This window comes from Pseudolabrys sp. Root1462 (genome assembly GCF_001426945.1).
Taxonomy (GTDB): Bacteria; Pseudomonadota; Alphaproteobacteria; order Rhizobiales; family Xanthobacteraceae; genus Pseudolabrys.
Genome location: NZ_LMFS01000001.1, coordinates 526331 through 540959 on the forward strand (window position 1 = coordinate 526331; position 14629 = coordinate 540959).

15 protein-coding genes are annotated in these 14629 nt (G+C 65.9%); 5 read left to right on the plus strand and 10 right to left on the minus strand.

What is annotated here, in order from left to right:
* Window positions 1-119: 119 nt before the first annotated feature.
* Together ASD45_RS02460 and ASD45_RS02465 are read right to left on the minus strand one after the other, a co-directional pair.
* Window positions 120-1640, minus strand: a complete 1521-nt coding sequence (locus ASD45_RS02460) for an AAA family ATPase (protein WP_056910028.1) — start codon at window positions 1638-1640, stop codon at window positions 120-122.
* A gap of 97 nt (window positions 1641-1737) precedes the next feature.
* Complete coding sequence (locus tag ASD45_RS02465; protein ID WP_056910029.1) at window positions 1738-2634, minus strand: branched-chain amino acid aminotransferase; 897 nt, start codon at window positions 2632-2634, stop codon at window positions 1738-1740.
* 253 nt (window positions 2635-2887) lie between these two features.
* On the opposite strand from ASD45_RS02465, the gene ASD45_RS02470 reads away from it, so the two are divergent.
* The 3 genes from ASD45_RS02470 to ASD45_RS02480 all read left to right on the plus strand — a co-directional run bounded on the left by ASD45_RS02470 (window position 2888) and on the right by ASD45_RS02480 (window position 5645).
* Window positions 2888-3448: a MarR family transcriptional regulator gene (locus ASD45_RS02470; protein WP_056910030.1), complete on the plus strand. Its 561-nt coding sequence runs from the start codon at window positions 2888-2890 to the stop codon at window positions 3446-3448.
* Window positions 3449-3486: 38 nt separating this feature from the next.
* Window positions 3487-4194, plus strand: coding sequence for a response regulator transcription factor (locus tag ASD45_RS02475; protein ID WP_056910031.1), 708 nt, complete (start codon window positions 3487-3489; stop codon window positions 4192-4194).
* Window positions 4195-4328: 134 nt separating this feature from the next.
* Window positions 4329-5645, plus strand: a complete 1317-nt coding sequence (locus ASD45_RS02480; RefSeq protein WP_156380908.1) for an ATP-binding protein — start codon at window positions 4329-4331, stop codon at window positions 5643-5645.
* A 39-nt stretch (window positions 5646-5684) separates the two neighbouring features.
* On the opposite strand, the gene ASD45_RS02485 is transcribed toward ASD45_RS02480, so the two are convergent.
* Complete coding sequence (locus tag ASD45_RS02485) at window positions 5685-6407, minus strand: hypothetical protein (protein WP_056910033.1); 723 nt, start codon at window positions 6405-6407, stop codon at window positions 5685-5687.
* A gap of 171 nt (window positions 6408-6578) precedes the next feature.
* Window positions 6579-7439, minus strand: a complete 861-nt coding sequence (gene proC, locus ASD45_RS02490; protein WP_056912552.1) for a pyrroline-5-carboxylate reductase — start codon at window positions 7437-7439, stop codon at window positions 6579-6581.
* A 106-nt stretch (window positions 7440-7545) separates the two neighbouring features.
* Here proC and ASD45_RS02495 point away from each other — a divergent pair, with 106 nt between their 5' ends.
* Window positions 7546-8376, plus strand: coding sequence for a hypothetical protein (locus tag ASD45_RS02495; RefSeq protein WP_056910034.1), 831 nt, complete (start codon window positions 7546-7548; stop codon window positions 8374-8376).
* 3 nt (window positions 8377-8379) lie between these two features.
* Here the strand turns inward: ASD45_RS02495 and ASD45_RS02500 are convergent, their stop codons facing one another.
* The 6 genes from ASD45_RS02500 to lgt form a co-directional block, all read right to left on the minus strand.
* Entirely contained in the window at window positions 8380-8880 is a 501-nt protein-coding gene (locus ASD45_RS02500) for a YbjN domain-containing protein (RefSeq protein WP_056910035.1), read from the minus strand.
* Between the two features lie 343 nt (window positions 8881-9223).
* Window positions 9224-10195 carry a ribose-phosphate pyrophosphokinase gene (locus ASD45_RS02505; RefSeq protein WP_056910036.1) on the minus strand — a complete coding sequence of 324 codons (972 nt, stop codon included), beginning with the start codon at window positions 10193-10195 and terminating at the stop codon, window positions 9224-9226.
* Between the two features lie 232 nt (window positions 10196-10427).
* Complete coding sequence (locus tag ASD45_RS02510) at window positions 10428-11123, minus strand: hypothetical protein (RefSeq protein WP_056910037.1); 696 nt, start codon at window positions 11121-11123, stop codon at window positions 10428-10430.
* A gap of 114 nt (window positions 11124-11237) precedes the next feature.
* The gene (gene pgeF / locus ASD45_RS02515) at window positions 11238-12005 is read right to left on the minus strand and encodes a peptidoglycan editing factor PgeF (protein WP_056910038.1); all 768 of its coding nucleotides are present in this window, start codon (window positions 12003-12005) and stop codon (window positions 11238-11240) included.
* A 132-nt stretch (window positions 12006-12137) separates the two neighbouring features.
* Window positions 12138-13235, minus strand: a complete 1098-nt coding sequence (locus tag ASD45_RS02520) for an SAM-dependent methyltransferase (protein ID WP_056910039.1) — start codon at window positions 13233-13235, stop codon at window positions 12138-12140.
* Entirely contained in the window at window positions 13232-14059 is an 828-nt protein-coding gene (gene lgt / locus ASD45_RS02525; RefSeq protein ID WP_056910040.1) for a prolipoprotein diacylglyceryl transferase, read from the minus strand. The genes ASD45_RS02520 and lgt overlap by 4 nt, the downstream gene beginning before the upstream one ends.
* A gap of 141 nt (window positions 14060-14200) precedes the next feature.
* Here lgt and ASD45_RS02530 point away from each other — a divergent pair, with 141 nt between their 5' ends.
* Window positions 14201-14494, plus strand: a complete 294-nt coding sequence (locus ASD45_RS02530; protein WP_056910041.1) for an accessory factor UbiK family protein — start codon at window positions 14201-14203, stop codon at window positions 14492-14494.
* Window positions 14495-14629 lie beyond the last annotated feature (135 nt).

A 14629-nucleotide genomic window follows, 5' to 3' on the forward strand; every position in this document is an offset into this window, starting at 1 on the left:
GCTGACATCAGTCGGAACCGGACCCGAAGAAGGAGAAGAACGAGCGCAAGCTATGCATTGTTTCGCCACCGGATGCCACGGCCCGGCGCGGCGGAGCCGCTGACCGCCCGGCGCATGGCTTATCGCTGCAATGCGGCCAAGGCGCGCTTCAACGTCTCATCCGGAGTGCCCGAGGCATCGACCTCCTCCCAGGTCAGTCTGCCGAGGTCGTAGCTTTCCTGTGCGCGCGCGATCGTCACATCTGCATCGGACGCATCGCCGGTACCTTTCGCTTTCAAGGACTGTCGGCCGCCGACGCGGGCGAGACGCGTCTCCAGCGCGGCCGTAAGGAACAGGCCGTGGAACGCCGCGGGCGCCGCCTGTTCGACGCTGGCGCGCTCGTCGGCGCGGGCGAACACGGCATCGGCAATGGCCGAGTGACCGGCGGCGATAACGCGCGCCGCCCTGGCGGCCAGCGCCGCATAGACCTTCTCCGTCACTTCAGGCGTATAGGCTTCGGACGGCAATGGCTCGGTCTCGATTTTGCCGAACAGCCGCTTGCGGATGACATCGCTGCGCAGCCACACCGCGCCCGGCAGCGGCGGCACATGCGGCACCAGCGCGCCCGCCAGCACCGATTTGCCGCTGCCGGACAGGCCGCCGACGGCGACGAGCTTCGGCGGCGGCGGTGCGATCAATCGCTCGGCCAGAGCGAAATAGGCCCGCGCCTGCCGGCCCAGCATGGCGTCCCGGTTGGGCCGCGCCGCCGTCACCTTGGCGCGGATTGCAGCGCGCAGCGACATCATGAGCGGCAGCAGCGCCAGCGCATCGAGGTCGCTGTCGTTGTCGGTCTCGGCCAGGTAGCGGTTGAGTAGGATGCCGGCGGCGGCGATGAGATCGCGCTCGATCAGGTCCATCAGCAGGAAGGCGAGATCGTAGAAGCGGTCGATCACTGCGAACTTGTCGTTGAACTCGATGGCATCGAACAGCATCGGCTGGCCGTCGATCAGCACCAGATTGCCCAGATGCAGATCGCCGTGGCAGCGCCGCACGCAGCCGTCGCGCTCGCGCGCTTCGAGCAGGGGGCGCAGGCGACCAAGAGCCGCGCGGCTTGCCTTCGTGAGCGCAGCGACGGCCGCGGCGTCGAACAGTTCGGGAAAGCCGGACAGTTCGCTCTCATTCTGCCCGATGATGTCGCCGAGTGTCGCGGCAAAGCCGACGTCGCGCACCGCCGGTGCGATAGCGTGGGCTTTGGCCACGGCGCGGCCGAGACGGTCTGCCAGCGCGTCATCGATGGCGCCGTCATCGGCGAGATGATCCAGCGTCTTGGTCTCGTCGAAACGCGCCATGACGACGGCATATTCGACCGCCGCGCCCTTGCCATCGATGGCCAGCGCGCCGTCGCTTTCGCGGGTGATGGCGACGACGCCGAGGTAGATCGCCGGCGCGTAGGGCCGGTTGACTTCGATCTCGGCCTCGCAAGCCTTCTTTCGCTTCTCTAGCGTCGAGAAGTCGAGGAACGTGAAGCGCACCGCGCGCTTGACTTTGAGCGCTTGGTCGCCGGACAGGAACACGCTGGCGGCGTGGGTGTCGATGCGCGTGACGTCAGGCTCGCGCGAAGCGAGGAAGTCGAAGACGGGCTGCTGGTTATCAGAGCTCATTGCATCGAACCATAATCGTCACGGCCGGCGATGATAGAAAGGAAAACGGCGCCCGAGGGGCGCCGTTCGTCGTTTATCATTCACCGGAGATTGCCGCTCACGCGGCCGCCGCCGCCTTTGGCGGGGTATTCACGGCCGCCGTATAGTCTTCCATCAGCGTCTTGGTGATGCCGCCCGGGTTGAAATTCCACTGGGCGATCTCAGCCACCGCGGTCACTTCCGCGGCCGAGCCGGTGATGAAGCATTCCGAGAAGCTCGACAGCTCGTCGGGCATGATGCGGCGTTCGATCACTTCGAAGCCGCGCTTCTTGGCGAGGTCGATCACGGTCGAGCGCGTGATGCCGGCCAGGAAGCAGTCGGCGATCGGCGTGTGGATCTTGCCGTCCTTGACGAAGAAGATGTTGGCGCCGGTGCATTCGGCGACGCGGCCCTGCCAGTCCAGCATCATGGCGTCGGCATAGCCTTTGCGTTCCGCCTTGTGCTTGGAGATGGTGCAGATCATGTACAGGCCGGCGGCCTTGGCGAGCGACGGCGCCGTCTTCGGATCGGGCCGGCGATAATCGGCGAGATCGAGGCGGATGCCCTTGAGGCGCTGCTCCGGATCGAAGTAGCTCGGCCATTCCCACGACGCGATGGCGAGGTGGATGGCGTTGTTCTGCGCCGACACGCCCATCATCTCCGAGCCGCGCCAGGCGATCGGGCGGACATAGGCTTCCTTGCGGCCGTTCTTCTCCACCACCAGTTTCTTGGCGGCGTCGATCTCGGCGACGGAGTAGGGAATGTCGAAATCGAGAATATTGGCCGAACGCTTCAACCGTTCCGAGTGCTCGGTGCTCTTGAAGATATGACCGCCATAGGCGCGCTCACCCTCGAACACGGCGCTCGCATAATGCAGGCCGTGGCTCAGGACGTGCACGCTGGCCTCGGTCCAGGGCACGAGCTTGCCGTCGTACCAGATGACGCCGTCGAGCTGGTCGTAGGATTGCGCAGCCATGACTTCCTCCGTGAATACTCATGCGGAATGCGGCCCGCGGCCTCAGGTCTCGGACCCCGGGCCAGCCCGCCGCTCCGGCGGATTTCCAAGCTTATTCCAACACTTTGCGTCACCCGGCAACACCCGGTATGACTGGCATGTTATCCGCCGGAAGGCTCCGAGGGGCCGTGCCGGCACGGCTAAAGTGCGCCGCGCTGAACGATCGTTTCGTTCCAGGATACGTTTTTGTAACATAAGACCAAAATATGTCAACATGGCTGACATAAATAACAGCGCAAAAAATTCCGCCGGCCAGGCGGCTCTGAGCCCGGATGGCGGGGCCGAAGGCGCGCCGGGGGCGGCCAAGGCGCCGGTCTGGGACATCATCGAGCTGCTGTTTTTCGCCTACCGCGACTTCGTCGGCGACCCCGACGAGGTGCTGGCCAAATACGCCTTTGGCCGGGCGCACCACCGGGTGTTGCATTTCGTCAACCGCAATCCCGGCATGAAGGTCGCCGACCTCCTCGACATCCTCAACATCACCAAGCAGTCGCTCGGTCGCGTGCTCAAGCAGCTCGTCGATCAGGGCTTCGTCGAGCAGAAGGAAGGCGAGCAGGACCGCCGCCAGCGGCTGCTCTACGTCACCGCCAAGGGCGAGGCGCTGTCGCTCAAACTGGCGCTGCTGCAGACCGAACGTATCGAGCGCGCCTTCGGCCAGCTCGGCCCGGGGTCGCACGATACCGCGCGCCGCTTTTTGACCGCGATGATCGACGACGATAATCGAGAGGGCGTGCTGCGCCTGATGGCGCGGGCCGATCGGGTCAAGCGTGGCTAGGGCCATCAGCGCGCGCAATGACGAGGTAATGACGGCCGATGATCAACAAGGTCATTCAACTCCCCGACGATGCGCCGCATCTGCTGGTGGTCGATGACGACCGGCGCATTCGCGATCTGCTGTCGCGCTTTCTGGCGGGCGAAGGCTTTCGCGTCACCACTGCCGATAACGCCGCCGACGCGCGCGCCAAGCTCGCCGGACTGTCGTTCGATCTCATCATCCTCGACGTGATGATGCCGGGTGAGACCGGCTTCGAATTCGCGCGCTCGCTGCGCGGCAAGTCCAACGTGCCGATCCTCATGCTGACGGCGCGCGACGCCGCCGAAGCCCGTATCGAGGGCCTCAGTCTCGGCGCCGACGATTATCTGCCGAAGCCGTTCGAGCCGCGTGAGCTGTCGCTGCGCATTGCCAACATCCTCAAGCGCACGCAGCCGCAAGTGGCGCCGCCGGTCGAATCCGTGCGCTTCGGGCCCTTCGTCTATCACCTGGCGCGCGGCGAACTGCGCCACGGCGACGACGTCATCCGGCTGACCGACCGCGAACGCGAAATGCTGCGCATCCTGGCCGCGACGCCGGGCGAGACCGTGTCGCGCATGGCGCTCGCCGGCAATGGCGATCAGGTCAGCGAACGCGCGGTCGATGTGCAGGTCAATCGCCTGCGCCGCAAGATCGAGAAGAATCCGGCCAATCCGCTGTTCGTGCAGACCGTGCGTGGCATCGGCTACCGGCTGGTGAGCACCACATGACCTCGCTCGACATCGGCACCAACGTACGGCTCGCCGTCGACCGGCTGCGCGCCGCGTGGGAATGGTACGATTCCATTCCGCCGGTCCGCCGCATTCACGCCCAGCTCGCCAGGATCCGCGACGCCTGGCGCCGCATGAGCCGTTGGCTCAATAGCGTGATGCCGAAGGGACTGTTCGCCCGCGCTCTGCTGATCATCATCCTGCCGATGGTGATCCTGCAATCGGTCGTGGCGCTGGTTTTCATGGAGCGGCACTGGAACGTGGTGACGCAGCGCCTCACCGCGGGTGTGGTGTCGGACATCGCCGCTTTGACCGAGTTCTACAAGAGCTATCCGCAGGACGCCGACCAGTCGCAGCTTCGCCGGATCGCCCAGGAACGCCTCGGCCTGGTAGTCGATTTCCTACCGCTCGGCGACATGCCGCCGCCGCGGCCCAAGCCATTCTTCTCGCTGCTGGACCAGACCTTGTCGGAAGAGCTGCGCAGGCAGATCGCCCGGCCGTTCTGGATCGACACCGTCGGCAAGTCGTCGCTGGTCGAAATCCGCATCCAGCTCGACAAGAACATCATGCGGGTGTTCGCGCGGCGCAACGCCGCCTATGCGTCGAACTCGGAAATCTTCCTGATCTGGATGGTCGGCACGTCCCTGGTGCTGCTGTCCGTCGCCATCGTCTTTCTGCGCAATCAGATCAAGCCGATCCTCAAGCTTGCCGACGCGGCGGAAAGTTTCGGCAAGGGCCGTGACGTGCCGAATTTCCGTCCGCGCGGAGCCCGCGAAGTGCGCCGCGCGGCGCAGGCCTTCATCGAGATGAAGACCCGTGTCGAACGCGCCATCGAGCAGCGCACCGCCATGCTGGCCGGCGTCAGTCACGATCTGCGGACGGTGCTGACGCGGTTCAAGCTCGAGCTGGCGCTGCTCGACGACGGTCCGGAAGCCGAGGCGATGAAGAAGGATGTCGACGAGATGGCGCGGATGCTGGAGGCTTATCTCGCCTTCGCTCGCGGCGATCTCGGCGAAGCCGCGGCGCCGACCGACATGGCGGCGTTCCTCGACGAACTCAAGGACGACGCCGAGCGCCACGGCCATCGCACCACCGTCGTATTCCATGGCGCGCCGCTGGTCACCGTGCGGCCGGCAGCGTTCAAGCGCTGCCTCGCCAATCTCGTTTCCAACGCCGCGCGCTTTGCCCATTCGATCGCGATCACCGGACACCGCGACCATCGCTATCTAACGATCACGGTGGACGATGACGGTCCGGGCATTCCGATGGACAAGCGTGAGGACGTGTTCAAGCCGTTCCTGCGGCTCGACGACGCGCGCAATCAGGATGAGGGCGGCACAGGCCTCGGTCTGGCGATCGCGCGCGACATCGCCAACTCGCATGGCGGCGACATCACGCTGAGCGATTCACCGCTCGGCGGCCTGCGCGCCACGGTGAAGGTGCCGGTATAAGTCCGGGCGCGAACCCGGAGCCCAGCGTCTGTATTTCAGTTAGGCGGCGTCGGCTTCCGCCGCACCTTCGTCATAGGGACGCCGGCGCCGCGGACGCGGCCCGCGCAATATGCACTTCGGCAACGCGCACAGATCGCGCACGAAGCCGTCCCAGCGCTCGGCGCTGGACAGGCCGCGATCGAGCGCCGCCATGGCGCGGTCGTTGGCGTCCTGGTCGTCATCGGCATCGAGCCAGGCTTGCACGACGCGGGCGAACATCAATGCGCCGCCTTGCGCACGCAGGGCACCGTGCGGACCGGCCGCGGAAATGCCTGCCGCTTCCAGCATCCAGGCTTGCGAGCGCACCGCCATGGCGTTGAGCGCCAAAGCGAGCGGCGGGTTACGCCGCGCCGAACGCATCATCGAGCGCGAGGCGTCGCGATACGGCGCCATCGCCTCGAGCCGGCGCATCAGCACGTCGAACAGGCGATCGCGCGGCGGCTCCTCCACCATGTCGCTGCCATCGCTGCTGAGCACTTTCTTGTCAATGTCCTTGACGTGCGCGGCCCAGATCGCGAGCGTCGAGCCGAATTCGGCGCGCAGCACCGAGAGCTTGAGTCCGGCGCGGCCGGCGATTTCAGCGAGACCGATTTCCTCAAAGGGATGCTCGGCGAGCAGCGCCATCAACGCATCGATCGCCTTGTCGCGGTCGGACGTGCCGCGCGGCGGCGGCGGCTCTGATGGTTTGCGTTCGGATGCGCGCCTGCGGGTTTCGCGAGCCATGGCCGGTCTCCCTCGATCGTTGCGAGGGAGATGTAAGGCGGCAAAGGCGACCGTTCTAGGGCACGTTATCGTCGTCCCCGCGAAGGCGGGGACCCATACGCCGTGTGCTCTCGATAGTGCGGTGGCTATGGGTCCCGGGTCTCGCTGACGCTCGCCCGGGACGACGGCAAGTTATCCCGCAAGTTCCCGCGAGCGATTGGCCGCTGCGGCGACAGCCTCGGTCAGCAGATGATCGAAGCCGCTCGGCCCCATCAGCACGTTGAGCGCGGCAGCAGTGGTGCCGCCGGGTGAGGTGACGTTCTGCCGCAACGTCGCGGCGTCGCGGTCCGAGCGGAACAACAGTTCGCCGGACCCGGCGACGGTTTCGCGAGCGAGCCGGGCGGCAAGATCCGGTGGCAGGCCGGCGGCGATGCCGGCCTTCGTCATCGCTTCCGCCAGCAGGAATACATAAGCCGGACCGGACCCCGACACCGCGGTGACGGCGTCGATCAGCCCTTCATCGCCGACCCATTCGACCTTGCCGATGGCAGAGAGCAGGTCGGTTGCCAGCTTGCGTTGCGCCGCCGTGACGCGGCTATTGGCGACGGCAACGGATATGCCGCGGCCGACCGCGGCCGGCGTATTCGGCATGGCGCGGACGATGGCGGTGCCGGGCGGCAATGCCTTCTCGAGAAAGGCCATGGTGCGCCCGGCCATGATCGAGACGACCAGCGTCGATTTGCCGACGTAAAGCCCGAGCGGCGGCACCGCGTCGGGCGCCATTTGCGGCTTCACTGAAATGACGATGGCCTGCGCTTCCGCCTTGGCTTTCGGGCCTGGCTTTGGGTTGATGACGGCGCCCTTGCGGCCGACGGCTTTGATCTCTTTCGATGGGTTCGGATCGAGCGCGATGACTTTCTTCGGTGCCAGACCGCGCGCCAGCCAGCCGTCGAGCATGGCCTGGCCCATCTTGCCGGCGCCGAGCAGCACCATCGGCCCTTTGAATTTGGCGAGCGGCTTCGGCGATTTCGCGGTTCTCGACGGCTTCTTCATCGCGGCACCCTGTTTCAAACGCGGCCTGTTATGGCCGACCTTGCGAAATTGCGCCAGACCGCGCGGGTGCTTGCCAAGCTCAACAGGGCCCCGCACAGTCGCGGCCATGACCGACAGCAGCGCATCCTCCGACGCCGGCATCGCGGCAATCGCCGACGAGGTCTTTGCCACCATCGGCACGGACAAGCAGATCACGCCGTTCTCGGCGCGTCCTGGCGGCCTGACGATGGCGGATGCGCGCCGCGTCGCGCCGCTGTTGCGCGAGAGATTCATCGCCCGCGGCGAGACCATCGTCGGCCGCAAGATCGGCTTCACCAACCGTACCATCTGGCCGCAATACGGCGTCGATGCGCCGAACTGGGGCTACATGACCGACCGCACGGTGCGCGAGCTCGCGGTGACGCCGGTGCTACGGCTCGGCGATTATGTCGAGCCGCTGATCGAGCCAGAAATCGTGTTCGGCTTCGTCAGTGCGCCGCAGCCCGGCATGGATGACGCGGCTCTGCTCGATTGCGTCGGCTGGATCGCGCATGGCTTCGAGATCGTGCAGTCGATCTATCCCGGCTGGAAATTCACGCCGCCCGATACGGCGGCGGCCAATGCCATGCATGGCGCCCTGCTGATCGGCGCGCGGCACGCGGTGGCGCCGCGCAAGGCCGAGTGGCTGCGCGAATTGCCCGGCTTCGACATCGATCTCATCTGCAATGGCGCGGTGGTCGAGCGCGGGACCGCGGCGAATGTGCTGGAAGGGCCGGTGTCGGCCTTGCGCTATCTGGCGACAGTGCTCGCCGAGGATCCCGCCAGCCCGCCGATCGAAGCCGGCGACATCGCCACCACCGGCACCCTGACCAAGGCGATGCCGGTGAAGCCGGGTGAAACCTGGCGCACGGTGCTGCGCGGCGTGGCGCTGGACGGCATCGAGATCCGCTTCGGCTAGGCGTTACGCCTCGCCCGAGGTCTCGAACATCGCCGCTTCGAGCGCTTCCTTGGCCGGCTTGCCGGCCCAGACCACGAACTGGAAGGCGGTGAAGTAGCGCTCGCAGGTATCGAGCGCGGTACCGAGCAGCTTCTCGCACTGCTGGCCCGAGGGCTCCATGCCGGACGGCAATTGCAGGGCATGACGGAACATGACGAGGCCTTCGTCCGGCCACTGATCGAAATGACCGACCCAGAGTCGCTCGTTGATCAGCGCGATCAGCACCTGCACCTCGGCGCGGCGCCGCTCGGGCACCTTGATGTCGAAGGCGCAGGCAAGATGCAGCGCCTCGATGTCGAGCATCCAGGTGTAGGACAACTGGTATTCGGCCCAACGGCCGCTGACCAGGATGGTGATCTCGTCATCGCTTGCCCGCTCGAACGACCAGTCGTTGCCGGCCGCGAGGCGCTCGACCACATCAAGCGGATTGTACCGGACGTCGTCAGTGTAGCTCGAGAGGGACATGGCGTCTCCGCTTGCCAGATAGGCTTTCCTTGACACACAACACGGCACGCTTCCGGACCGGGCAGGTCCGAACCTGAAGTCGATGAACGTGTTACGCGGGGAACCGGACTGCCTTGACGGCGAAACCGAATCACTGAGCCACTTGACTATAACTCACTTGATTCAGGCCGCTAGAGGCAGCGTGTGAGCCTATGAGCCGTGATTTGCAGTGGCGACGCAACGGCCCACGACTCGAATCTCCACAAAGAATGCTCCAGCGAGATGACTCTCTGGTGGATAAGTGCGGGGATGAATCCGGCGCCGGATTTTGATTCCGTTTTGTTCTCAAAACGGCGTCGAATGCTCAGTCCTTCGACGGCAGATCGTCGAACAGACTCGACACCGACTCCTCGTGCGCGGTGCGGGCCACCGCTTCGCCGATCAGCGCTGCGATCGGCAGCAGGCGGATATTCGGCGCGGCCTTCACGTCGTCGGTCGGCTCGATGGAGTCGGTGATCACGAGTTCCTTGAGCCGCGAATTCGAAATGCGCGCCACCGCGCCGCCCGACAGCACGCCGTGGGTGATGTAGGCGTAGACTTCCTTGGCGCCGTTCTTGAGCAGCGCGTCGGCCGCGTTCACCAGCGTACCGCCGGAATCGACGATGTCGTCGATCAGGATGCAGGTGTAGCCCTCGACCTCGCCGATCACGTTCATGACTTCGGATTCGCCGGCGCGCTCGCGGCGCTTGTCGATGATGGCGAGCGGCGCATTGATGCGCTTGGCGAGGCCGCGGGCGCGGACCACGCCGCCGACGTCCGGCGACACCACCATGAGCTGTTCGTTTTTGAACTTGTGCTTGATGTCACGGACCATCACCGGCGAGGCGTAGAGATTGTCCGTGGGAATATCGAAGAAGCCCTGGATCTGGCCGGCATGAAGATCGAGCGTCATGACGCGGTCGGCGCCGGCGTGGGTGATCAGGTTGGCGACCAGCTTGGCCGAGATCGGCGTGCGCGGTCCCGGTTTGCGGTCCTGCCGGGCATAGCCGAAATAGGGGATCACCGCGGTGATGCGGCGCGCCGAAGAGCGGCGCAGCGCGTCCATGATGATCAGCAATTCCATCAGGTGGTCGTTGGCCGGCGCCGAAGTCGACTGGATGACGAAGCAGTCGGCGCCGCGGACGTTTTCCTGAATCTCGACGAACACTTCGCCGTCGGCGAAGCGGCGGACCATGGCCTTGGTCAGCGGCGTCTTGAGATAATCGCCAATGGCGGCGGCGAGGGCGGGATTGGAGTTGCCGGCGACCAGCTTGATCGCACCGTTCTTACCCGACATCCCGCCAACCTCTTACATCGCGTCGTTAGCCGGAGAACGTGGGTTTTCAGCGTTGCGCGACACCCGGCTGCGAGGTCGGGGAGGCGGGTGCGACGAAATTTCACGCTTCAGGCGCGCAGGTCATAACAAGGCGCGGGGAGCCCGGCAATACGGGTTAAGTCCCAATTCCAGCGTCTTTTTTGGACAGCCGTAGCGGGGCGCGAGGGTTTTTGCGGCTACTGATAAAGGGCGCCTACAGCGCGTTGTCGGCCACCGCGACCGCCCGGCGGGGCTGGCGCGAGGCATGGGCGGCTGCCGGCCGCTTCTCCGGCAGCGGAGTCTGCGCCGCCGCCGCGCCCTCCGGCGGCGCGCCGGCCTGCACCGGATCGGCGCTGCTCTGGATGCGGTAGATGCCGGCGGCTTCGGGCGAACTGTTGTCGAAGGCCATGGCCGGCGAGGCCGCCGCGCCCGGCGCTACCTCCGGCGACGTCAGAAACGCCGACAGCTTATCCATGCTGGACTGCGCGATGCGCTGTAGCATGGCGTCGTCGGCCGCCTTCCAGGCCTCGTCGGCCTTGGCCGTGTTGGTGCCGGTCTCTTCGCCCTTGATCTGCAGCACGCGCTGTTGGGCGCCGTCGAAGACATCCCAGGTCCAGGCGATCGTGGTCTGGCCGCGATCGACCGTCGCGGTCAGTGCGCCGCGCACGCGGTATGCCGAGCTGCCGTCGCGGGATACCACAGCGAGGCGGCGCGACTGCGCTTCGTCGTTCAATCGCTCGACCAGTTTCTGGAATTGGGTCTGCGGCGGACCGTCGATGACGTCGAAGGCGACGGTGGCGCCGCGCGGCTGTTGGGCGGCGAATTGGGCGGGGCCGTCCTGCTTGCAGGCGGCAAGGCCGCTCGCGATGCAGCCGATCAACAGCGTACGCAAGAGCAAGCGAGCCAGCATCGAATTCCCCCGAACCCGGCCGGTCCCCTCGGCCGGCCGCGAGTTTAGTGGCTGATGCGCTCAAGTCCAGCGTGGTTAACCGGTGGTTAACGCAATGCTTAACGGGCGACCCGGCTACTCGTGCAGGGCGATGGCGTTGATATGCCGGCCGTAATCCGGTTCGCTCTGATGCGTCGCGCGGCGGAAGCTGTAGAAGCGATCGGGCTCGGCATAGGTGCACAGGCCGAGATCCTCGAATTTCCCAATGCCGGCCTGTTGAATGCGCGAGGCGATGTAGCCGGTCAGATCGAACAGCGCATGGCCTTCGCGATTGGCGTCGGCGAAGAAGCGCGTGTTGTCGATATCGGCGGCGGTAAAGCGCGCGACGAACTCAGGACCGACTTCGTAATTCGCCTGCCGAATGGTGGGCCCGAGCGCGACGGCGATGTTATCCCGCGTGGCGCCGAGCTGCTCCATGGCGGCGAGCGTCGCCTCGATGACGCCGGTGAAGGCGCCGCGCCAGCCGGCATGCGCCGCGCCGATCACGCGCGCATTATCGTCGGCGAACAGCAGCGGGCCGCAATCGGCGGTGGACACGCCGATCGCCAGTTCGGGCACGCGCGTGACCACGGCATCGGCGCGCGGCCGGTCGTCGGCGCCCCAGGGTTCTTCCGCGACGACGACGTCGGGCGAATGGATTTGATAGAGCGACAGGAAGCGCTCCGGCGCAACGCCGAGCGACATGGCCATGCGCGCGCGGTTCTCGGCGACATGCTCCGGCGCATCGTTCGAGCCGACGCCGCCGTTCAGGCTGTCATAGATGCCCTGCGACACGCCGCCGTTACGCGTGAAGAATGCGTGGCGGATTCCAGGCAAGGTGGCGAGCACGGCGGCCTGCAGCATGCGGAGCAGTTCCTGAATGATCTGGGTCTACGCGACGGCCGGGCCCTTCCGGCTCGCTTCAATATAAGCATGAATGGGCCATAATATAGGCACGAACGGAATCCGGGCAGGTGGCAATGCCGGCGGTCCCGATCAGCCGTCGAACGCCGGCGGCACGCCGAGCGACGGCGCCACATAGGCCGCGGCCTTGAACAATTCGCCCATGCCGGTGCGCCCGATGCCGATCAGCCGCGCCAGCGCCAGGTCGATGTCCGCGGCTTGCGCCCGAGTCGCCTTGGCCTTGAGCGTGGTGGCGCGCGTCTCGATGCCGAGCCGACGCAACAGCAGCGATTGCGTGATCGGGCCATAGGCCTTGGCGCCCATGGTCTCGATGGTCCGCGACAGCGGCGCGAAATCGACATGCGCGGTGAGATCGACTTCGCCGAGCTCGCTCAATGGATCGGCGTAAGCATGCTTGCCGACGGCCTGCAGCGTGTCGCCGAAGTCGGTTTCGGAATGGCCGTAATCGATCACCAGCGCCGCGCTGTCCTGAGCGACGCGGCGGCCGAGATCGATCGCCGCGGCGTCGCTGCGCCATTCGAAAACGGAATCGAGCGGGGCGTTGCGCGCGGCCTCCGGCAGCAGGATGTTCAGATGCGGCATCGGCTCGCTGCCGAGCACGAAGGCGAGCTTGCCGTCGGCGCCGATGCCGACGCAGCGTTCGCGCCAGCCGTCCTCGGTCTTGACTGCCTGCGAAATCGGGATGGCGTCGAAGAATTCGTTGGCGATGATGATGGCGGGGCCGTCCGGCACATCGTTGATGGAGCTGTACCAGGTCATCGGAATGTTGTGCGGCTCGAGCGCGCGTCGCTGCTGCTCGCGCAGCACCGGGCTGATCTCGACCAGATCGAGCACCACCGCCTTGCGGAAGGGCGGCACGACCTGCGCGGCGCGCATCGCGTCCTTCATCAGCGTGCCGCGGCCGGGACCGAGCTCGACGACGCGCACCTGCTCCGGCGCGCCCATCTGCTTCCACACCGCCGACATCCAGATGCCGATCAGTTCGCCGAACATCTGGCTCACTTCCGGCGCCGTGATGAAATCGCCGCGCGCGCCGAGCGGATCGCGGGTCACGTAGTAGCCGTACTGGGGATCGGTCAGGCACAGCGCCATATATTGCGCCACCGGCATCGGCCCGGCCGCCGCGATGCGGCGGCGGATATCGATTTCCAGCGGCGTCGGCCCGGTCATGGCGCCTTGTGCTCGAGAGGATGTTTCAACGCGTAAATAATGAAGCCGGCGCCGACCAGAAACAACGGGATCGAGAGCAGTTGCCCCATGGTGGCGCCGCCCCACAGGAAGCCGAGCTGCGCGTCGGGTTCGCGGAAGAATTCGGAGAAGCTGCGCGCCACCGCGTAATAGCAGGCGAAGCTGCCGATGATCAGACCCGGCTTCTTCAGCGCGCCGAGGCGGATCATCACCGCGAGCAGGATGAACAGCACCAGGCCCTCGAGGGTCGCCTCATAGAGCTGGCTCGGATGGCGCGGCAGCGGTCCGCCATTGGGGAAGACCATGGCCCAGGGCACATCGGTCGGGCGGCCCCACAGCTCGCCGTTGATGAAATTGGCGAGACGACCGAAGAAGATGCCGATCGGCGCGGCGGCGCAGGTCAGGTCGCCGAGCGAGAGGATCGGGATCCCGCGCGCGCGCGCGAACAGGACGACGGCGATGACGCAGCCGGTAAAGCCGCCGTGGAAAGACATGCCGCCGTTCCACAGTTCGAAGATTTCCAGCGGATGGGCGACGAAGTGCGGCAGGTTATAGAACAGGATGTACCCGGTCCGGCCACCGAGGATGATGCCGAGCGTTACCCACAGCACGAAATCGTCGAAATCGATGAGCTTGAGCGGCGCCGCGCCGCCCCACAGCCGGTCCTTGCGGATGATGGCGCGCGAGTAGAACCAGCCGAAAATGATGCCGCAGATATAAGCCAGGGCGTACCAGCGGATCGCCAGCGGGCCGATGTGGACGAGCACCGGGTCGATGTAGGGAAACGGGATTACGAACAGCGGCATCGGTGCCTTTCGTCGGATTGACCTTTGAGTCGCCCGCCGGCGTCTTAGCACGGCGCCTCTTGCAGGCCGATGACCCGCGGGCCATTGTGGCCGCGACAACGGGCCGGGGAAACCTGAATTATCCTCAGCGGAGAGACGAGCATGACCCAGACCAGCAACCGGATCTTCGACGAGATGGCGCGGCTGATGAACGATGCGGCCGGCGTGGCCCAGGGCGTACGCCGCGAGGTGGATACCCTGGTACGCACCCAGGCCGAGAAAATGCTGCGCGACCTCGATGTGGTGTCGCGCGAGGAATTCGAGGCGGTGAAGGAAATGGCCCGTCTGGCCCGTGAGGAAAACGAGGCGCTGAAGGCGCGTCTCGACGCGCTGGAGGGCAAGGCCACCGCCAAGGCCAAGAAGGCCAAGGACAGCCCGGACGAGGGCGTGGCCTGAATCCCTCGCCCGCAAGGGAAGGGCGTCCTCTTGACAGCATTCCCATTATAGGACTATATCCGAATCGTCCGATCCTGCCCGGGGGCGTCATCTAGAGGCGTCTGGATCGATGGGGTCGGATGCGGTGCCCGCGGG

What these genes read in the sequence shown, in the direction of transcription:
- ASD45_RS02460 (WP_056910028.1), bottom strand. Translation starts at nt 1,640, where the DNA reads ATGAGCTCTGATAACCAGCAGCCCGTCTTCGACTTCCTCGCTTCGCGC.
- ASD45_RS02465 (WP_056910029.1), bottom strand. Translation starts at nt 2,634, where the DNA reads ATGGCTGCGCAATCCTACGACCAGCTCGACGGCGTCATCTGGTACGAC.
- ASD45_RS02470 (WP_056910030.1), top strand. Translation starts at nt 2,888, where the DNA reads ATGGCTGACATAAATAACAGCGCAAAAAATTCCGCCGGCCAGGCGGCT.
- ASD45_RS02475 (WP_056910031.1), top strand. Translation starts at nt 3,487, where the DNA reads ATGATCAACAAGGTCATTCAACTCCCCGACGATGCGCCGCATCTGCTG.
- ASD45_RS02480 (WP_156380908.1), top strand. Translation starts at nt 4,329, where the DNA reads ATGAGCCGTTGGCTCAATAGCGTGATGCCGAAGGGACTGTTCGCCCGC.
- ASD45_RS02485 (WP_056910033.1), bottom strand. Translation starts at nt 6,407, where the DNA reads ATGGCTCGCGAAACCCGCAGGCGCGCATCCGAACGCAAACCATCAGAG.
- proC (WP_056912552.1), bottom strand. Translation starts at nt 7,439, where the DNA reads ATGAAGAAGCCGTCGAGAACCGCGAAATCGCCGAAGCCGCTCGCCAAA.
- ASD45_RS02495 (WP_056910034.1), top strand. Translation starts at nt 7,546, where the DNA reads ATGACCGACAGCAGCGCATCCTCCGACGCCGGCATCGCGGCAATCGCC.
- ASD45_RS02500 (WP_056910035.1), bottom strand. Translation starts at nt 8,880, where the DNA reads ATGTCCCTCTCGAGCTACACTGACGACGTCCGGTACAATCCGCTTGAT.
- ASD45_RS02505 (WP_056910036.1), bottom strand. Translation starts at nt 10,195, where the DNA reads ATGTCGGGTAAGAACGGTGCGATCAAGCTGGTCGCCGGCAACTCCAAT.
- ASD45_RS02510 (WP_056910037.1), bottom strand. Translation starts at nt 11,123, where the DNA reads ATGCTGGCTCGCTTGCTCTTGCGTACGCTGTTGATCGGCTGCATCGCG.
- pgeF (WP_056910038.1), bottom strand. Translation starts at nt 12,005, where the DNA reads ATGCTGCAGGCCGCCGTGCTCGCCACCTTGCCTGGAATCCGCCACGCA.
- ASD45_RS02520 (WP_056910039.1), bottom strand. Translation starts at nt 13,235, where the DNA reads ATGACCGGGCCGACGCCGCTGGAAATCGATATCCGCCGCCGCATCGCG.
- lgt (WP_056910040.1), bottom strand. Translation starts at nt 14,059, where the DNA reads ATGCCGCTGTTCGTAATCCCGTTTCCCTACATCGACCCGGTGCTCGTC.
- ASD45_RS02530 (WP_056910041.1), top strand. Translation starts at nt 14,201, where the DNA reads ATGACCCAGACCAGCAACCGGATCTTCGACGAGATGGCGCGGCTGATG.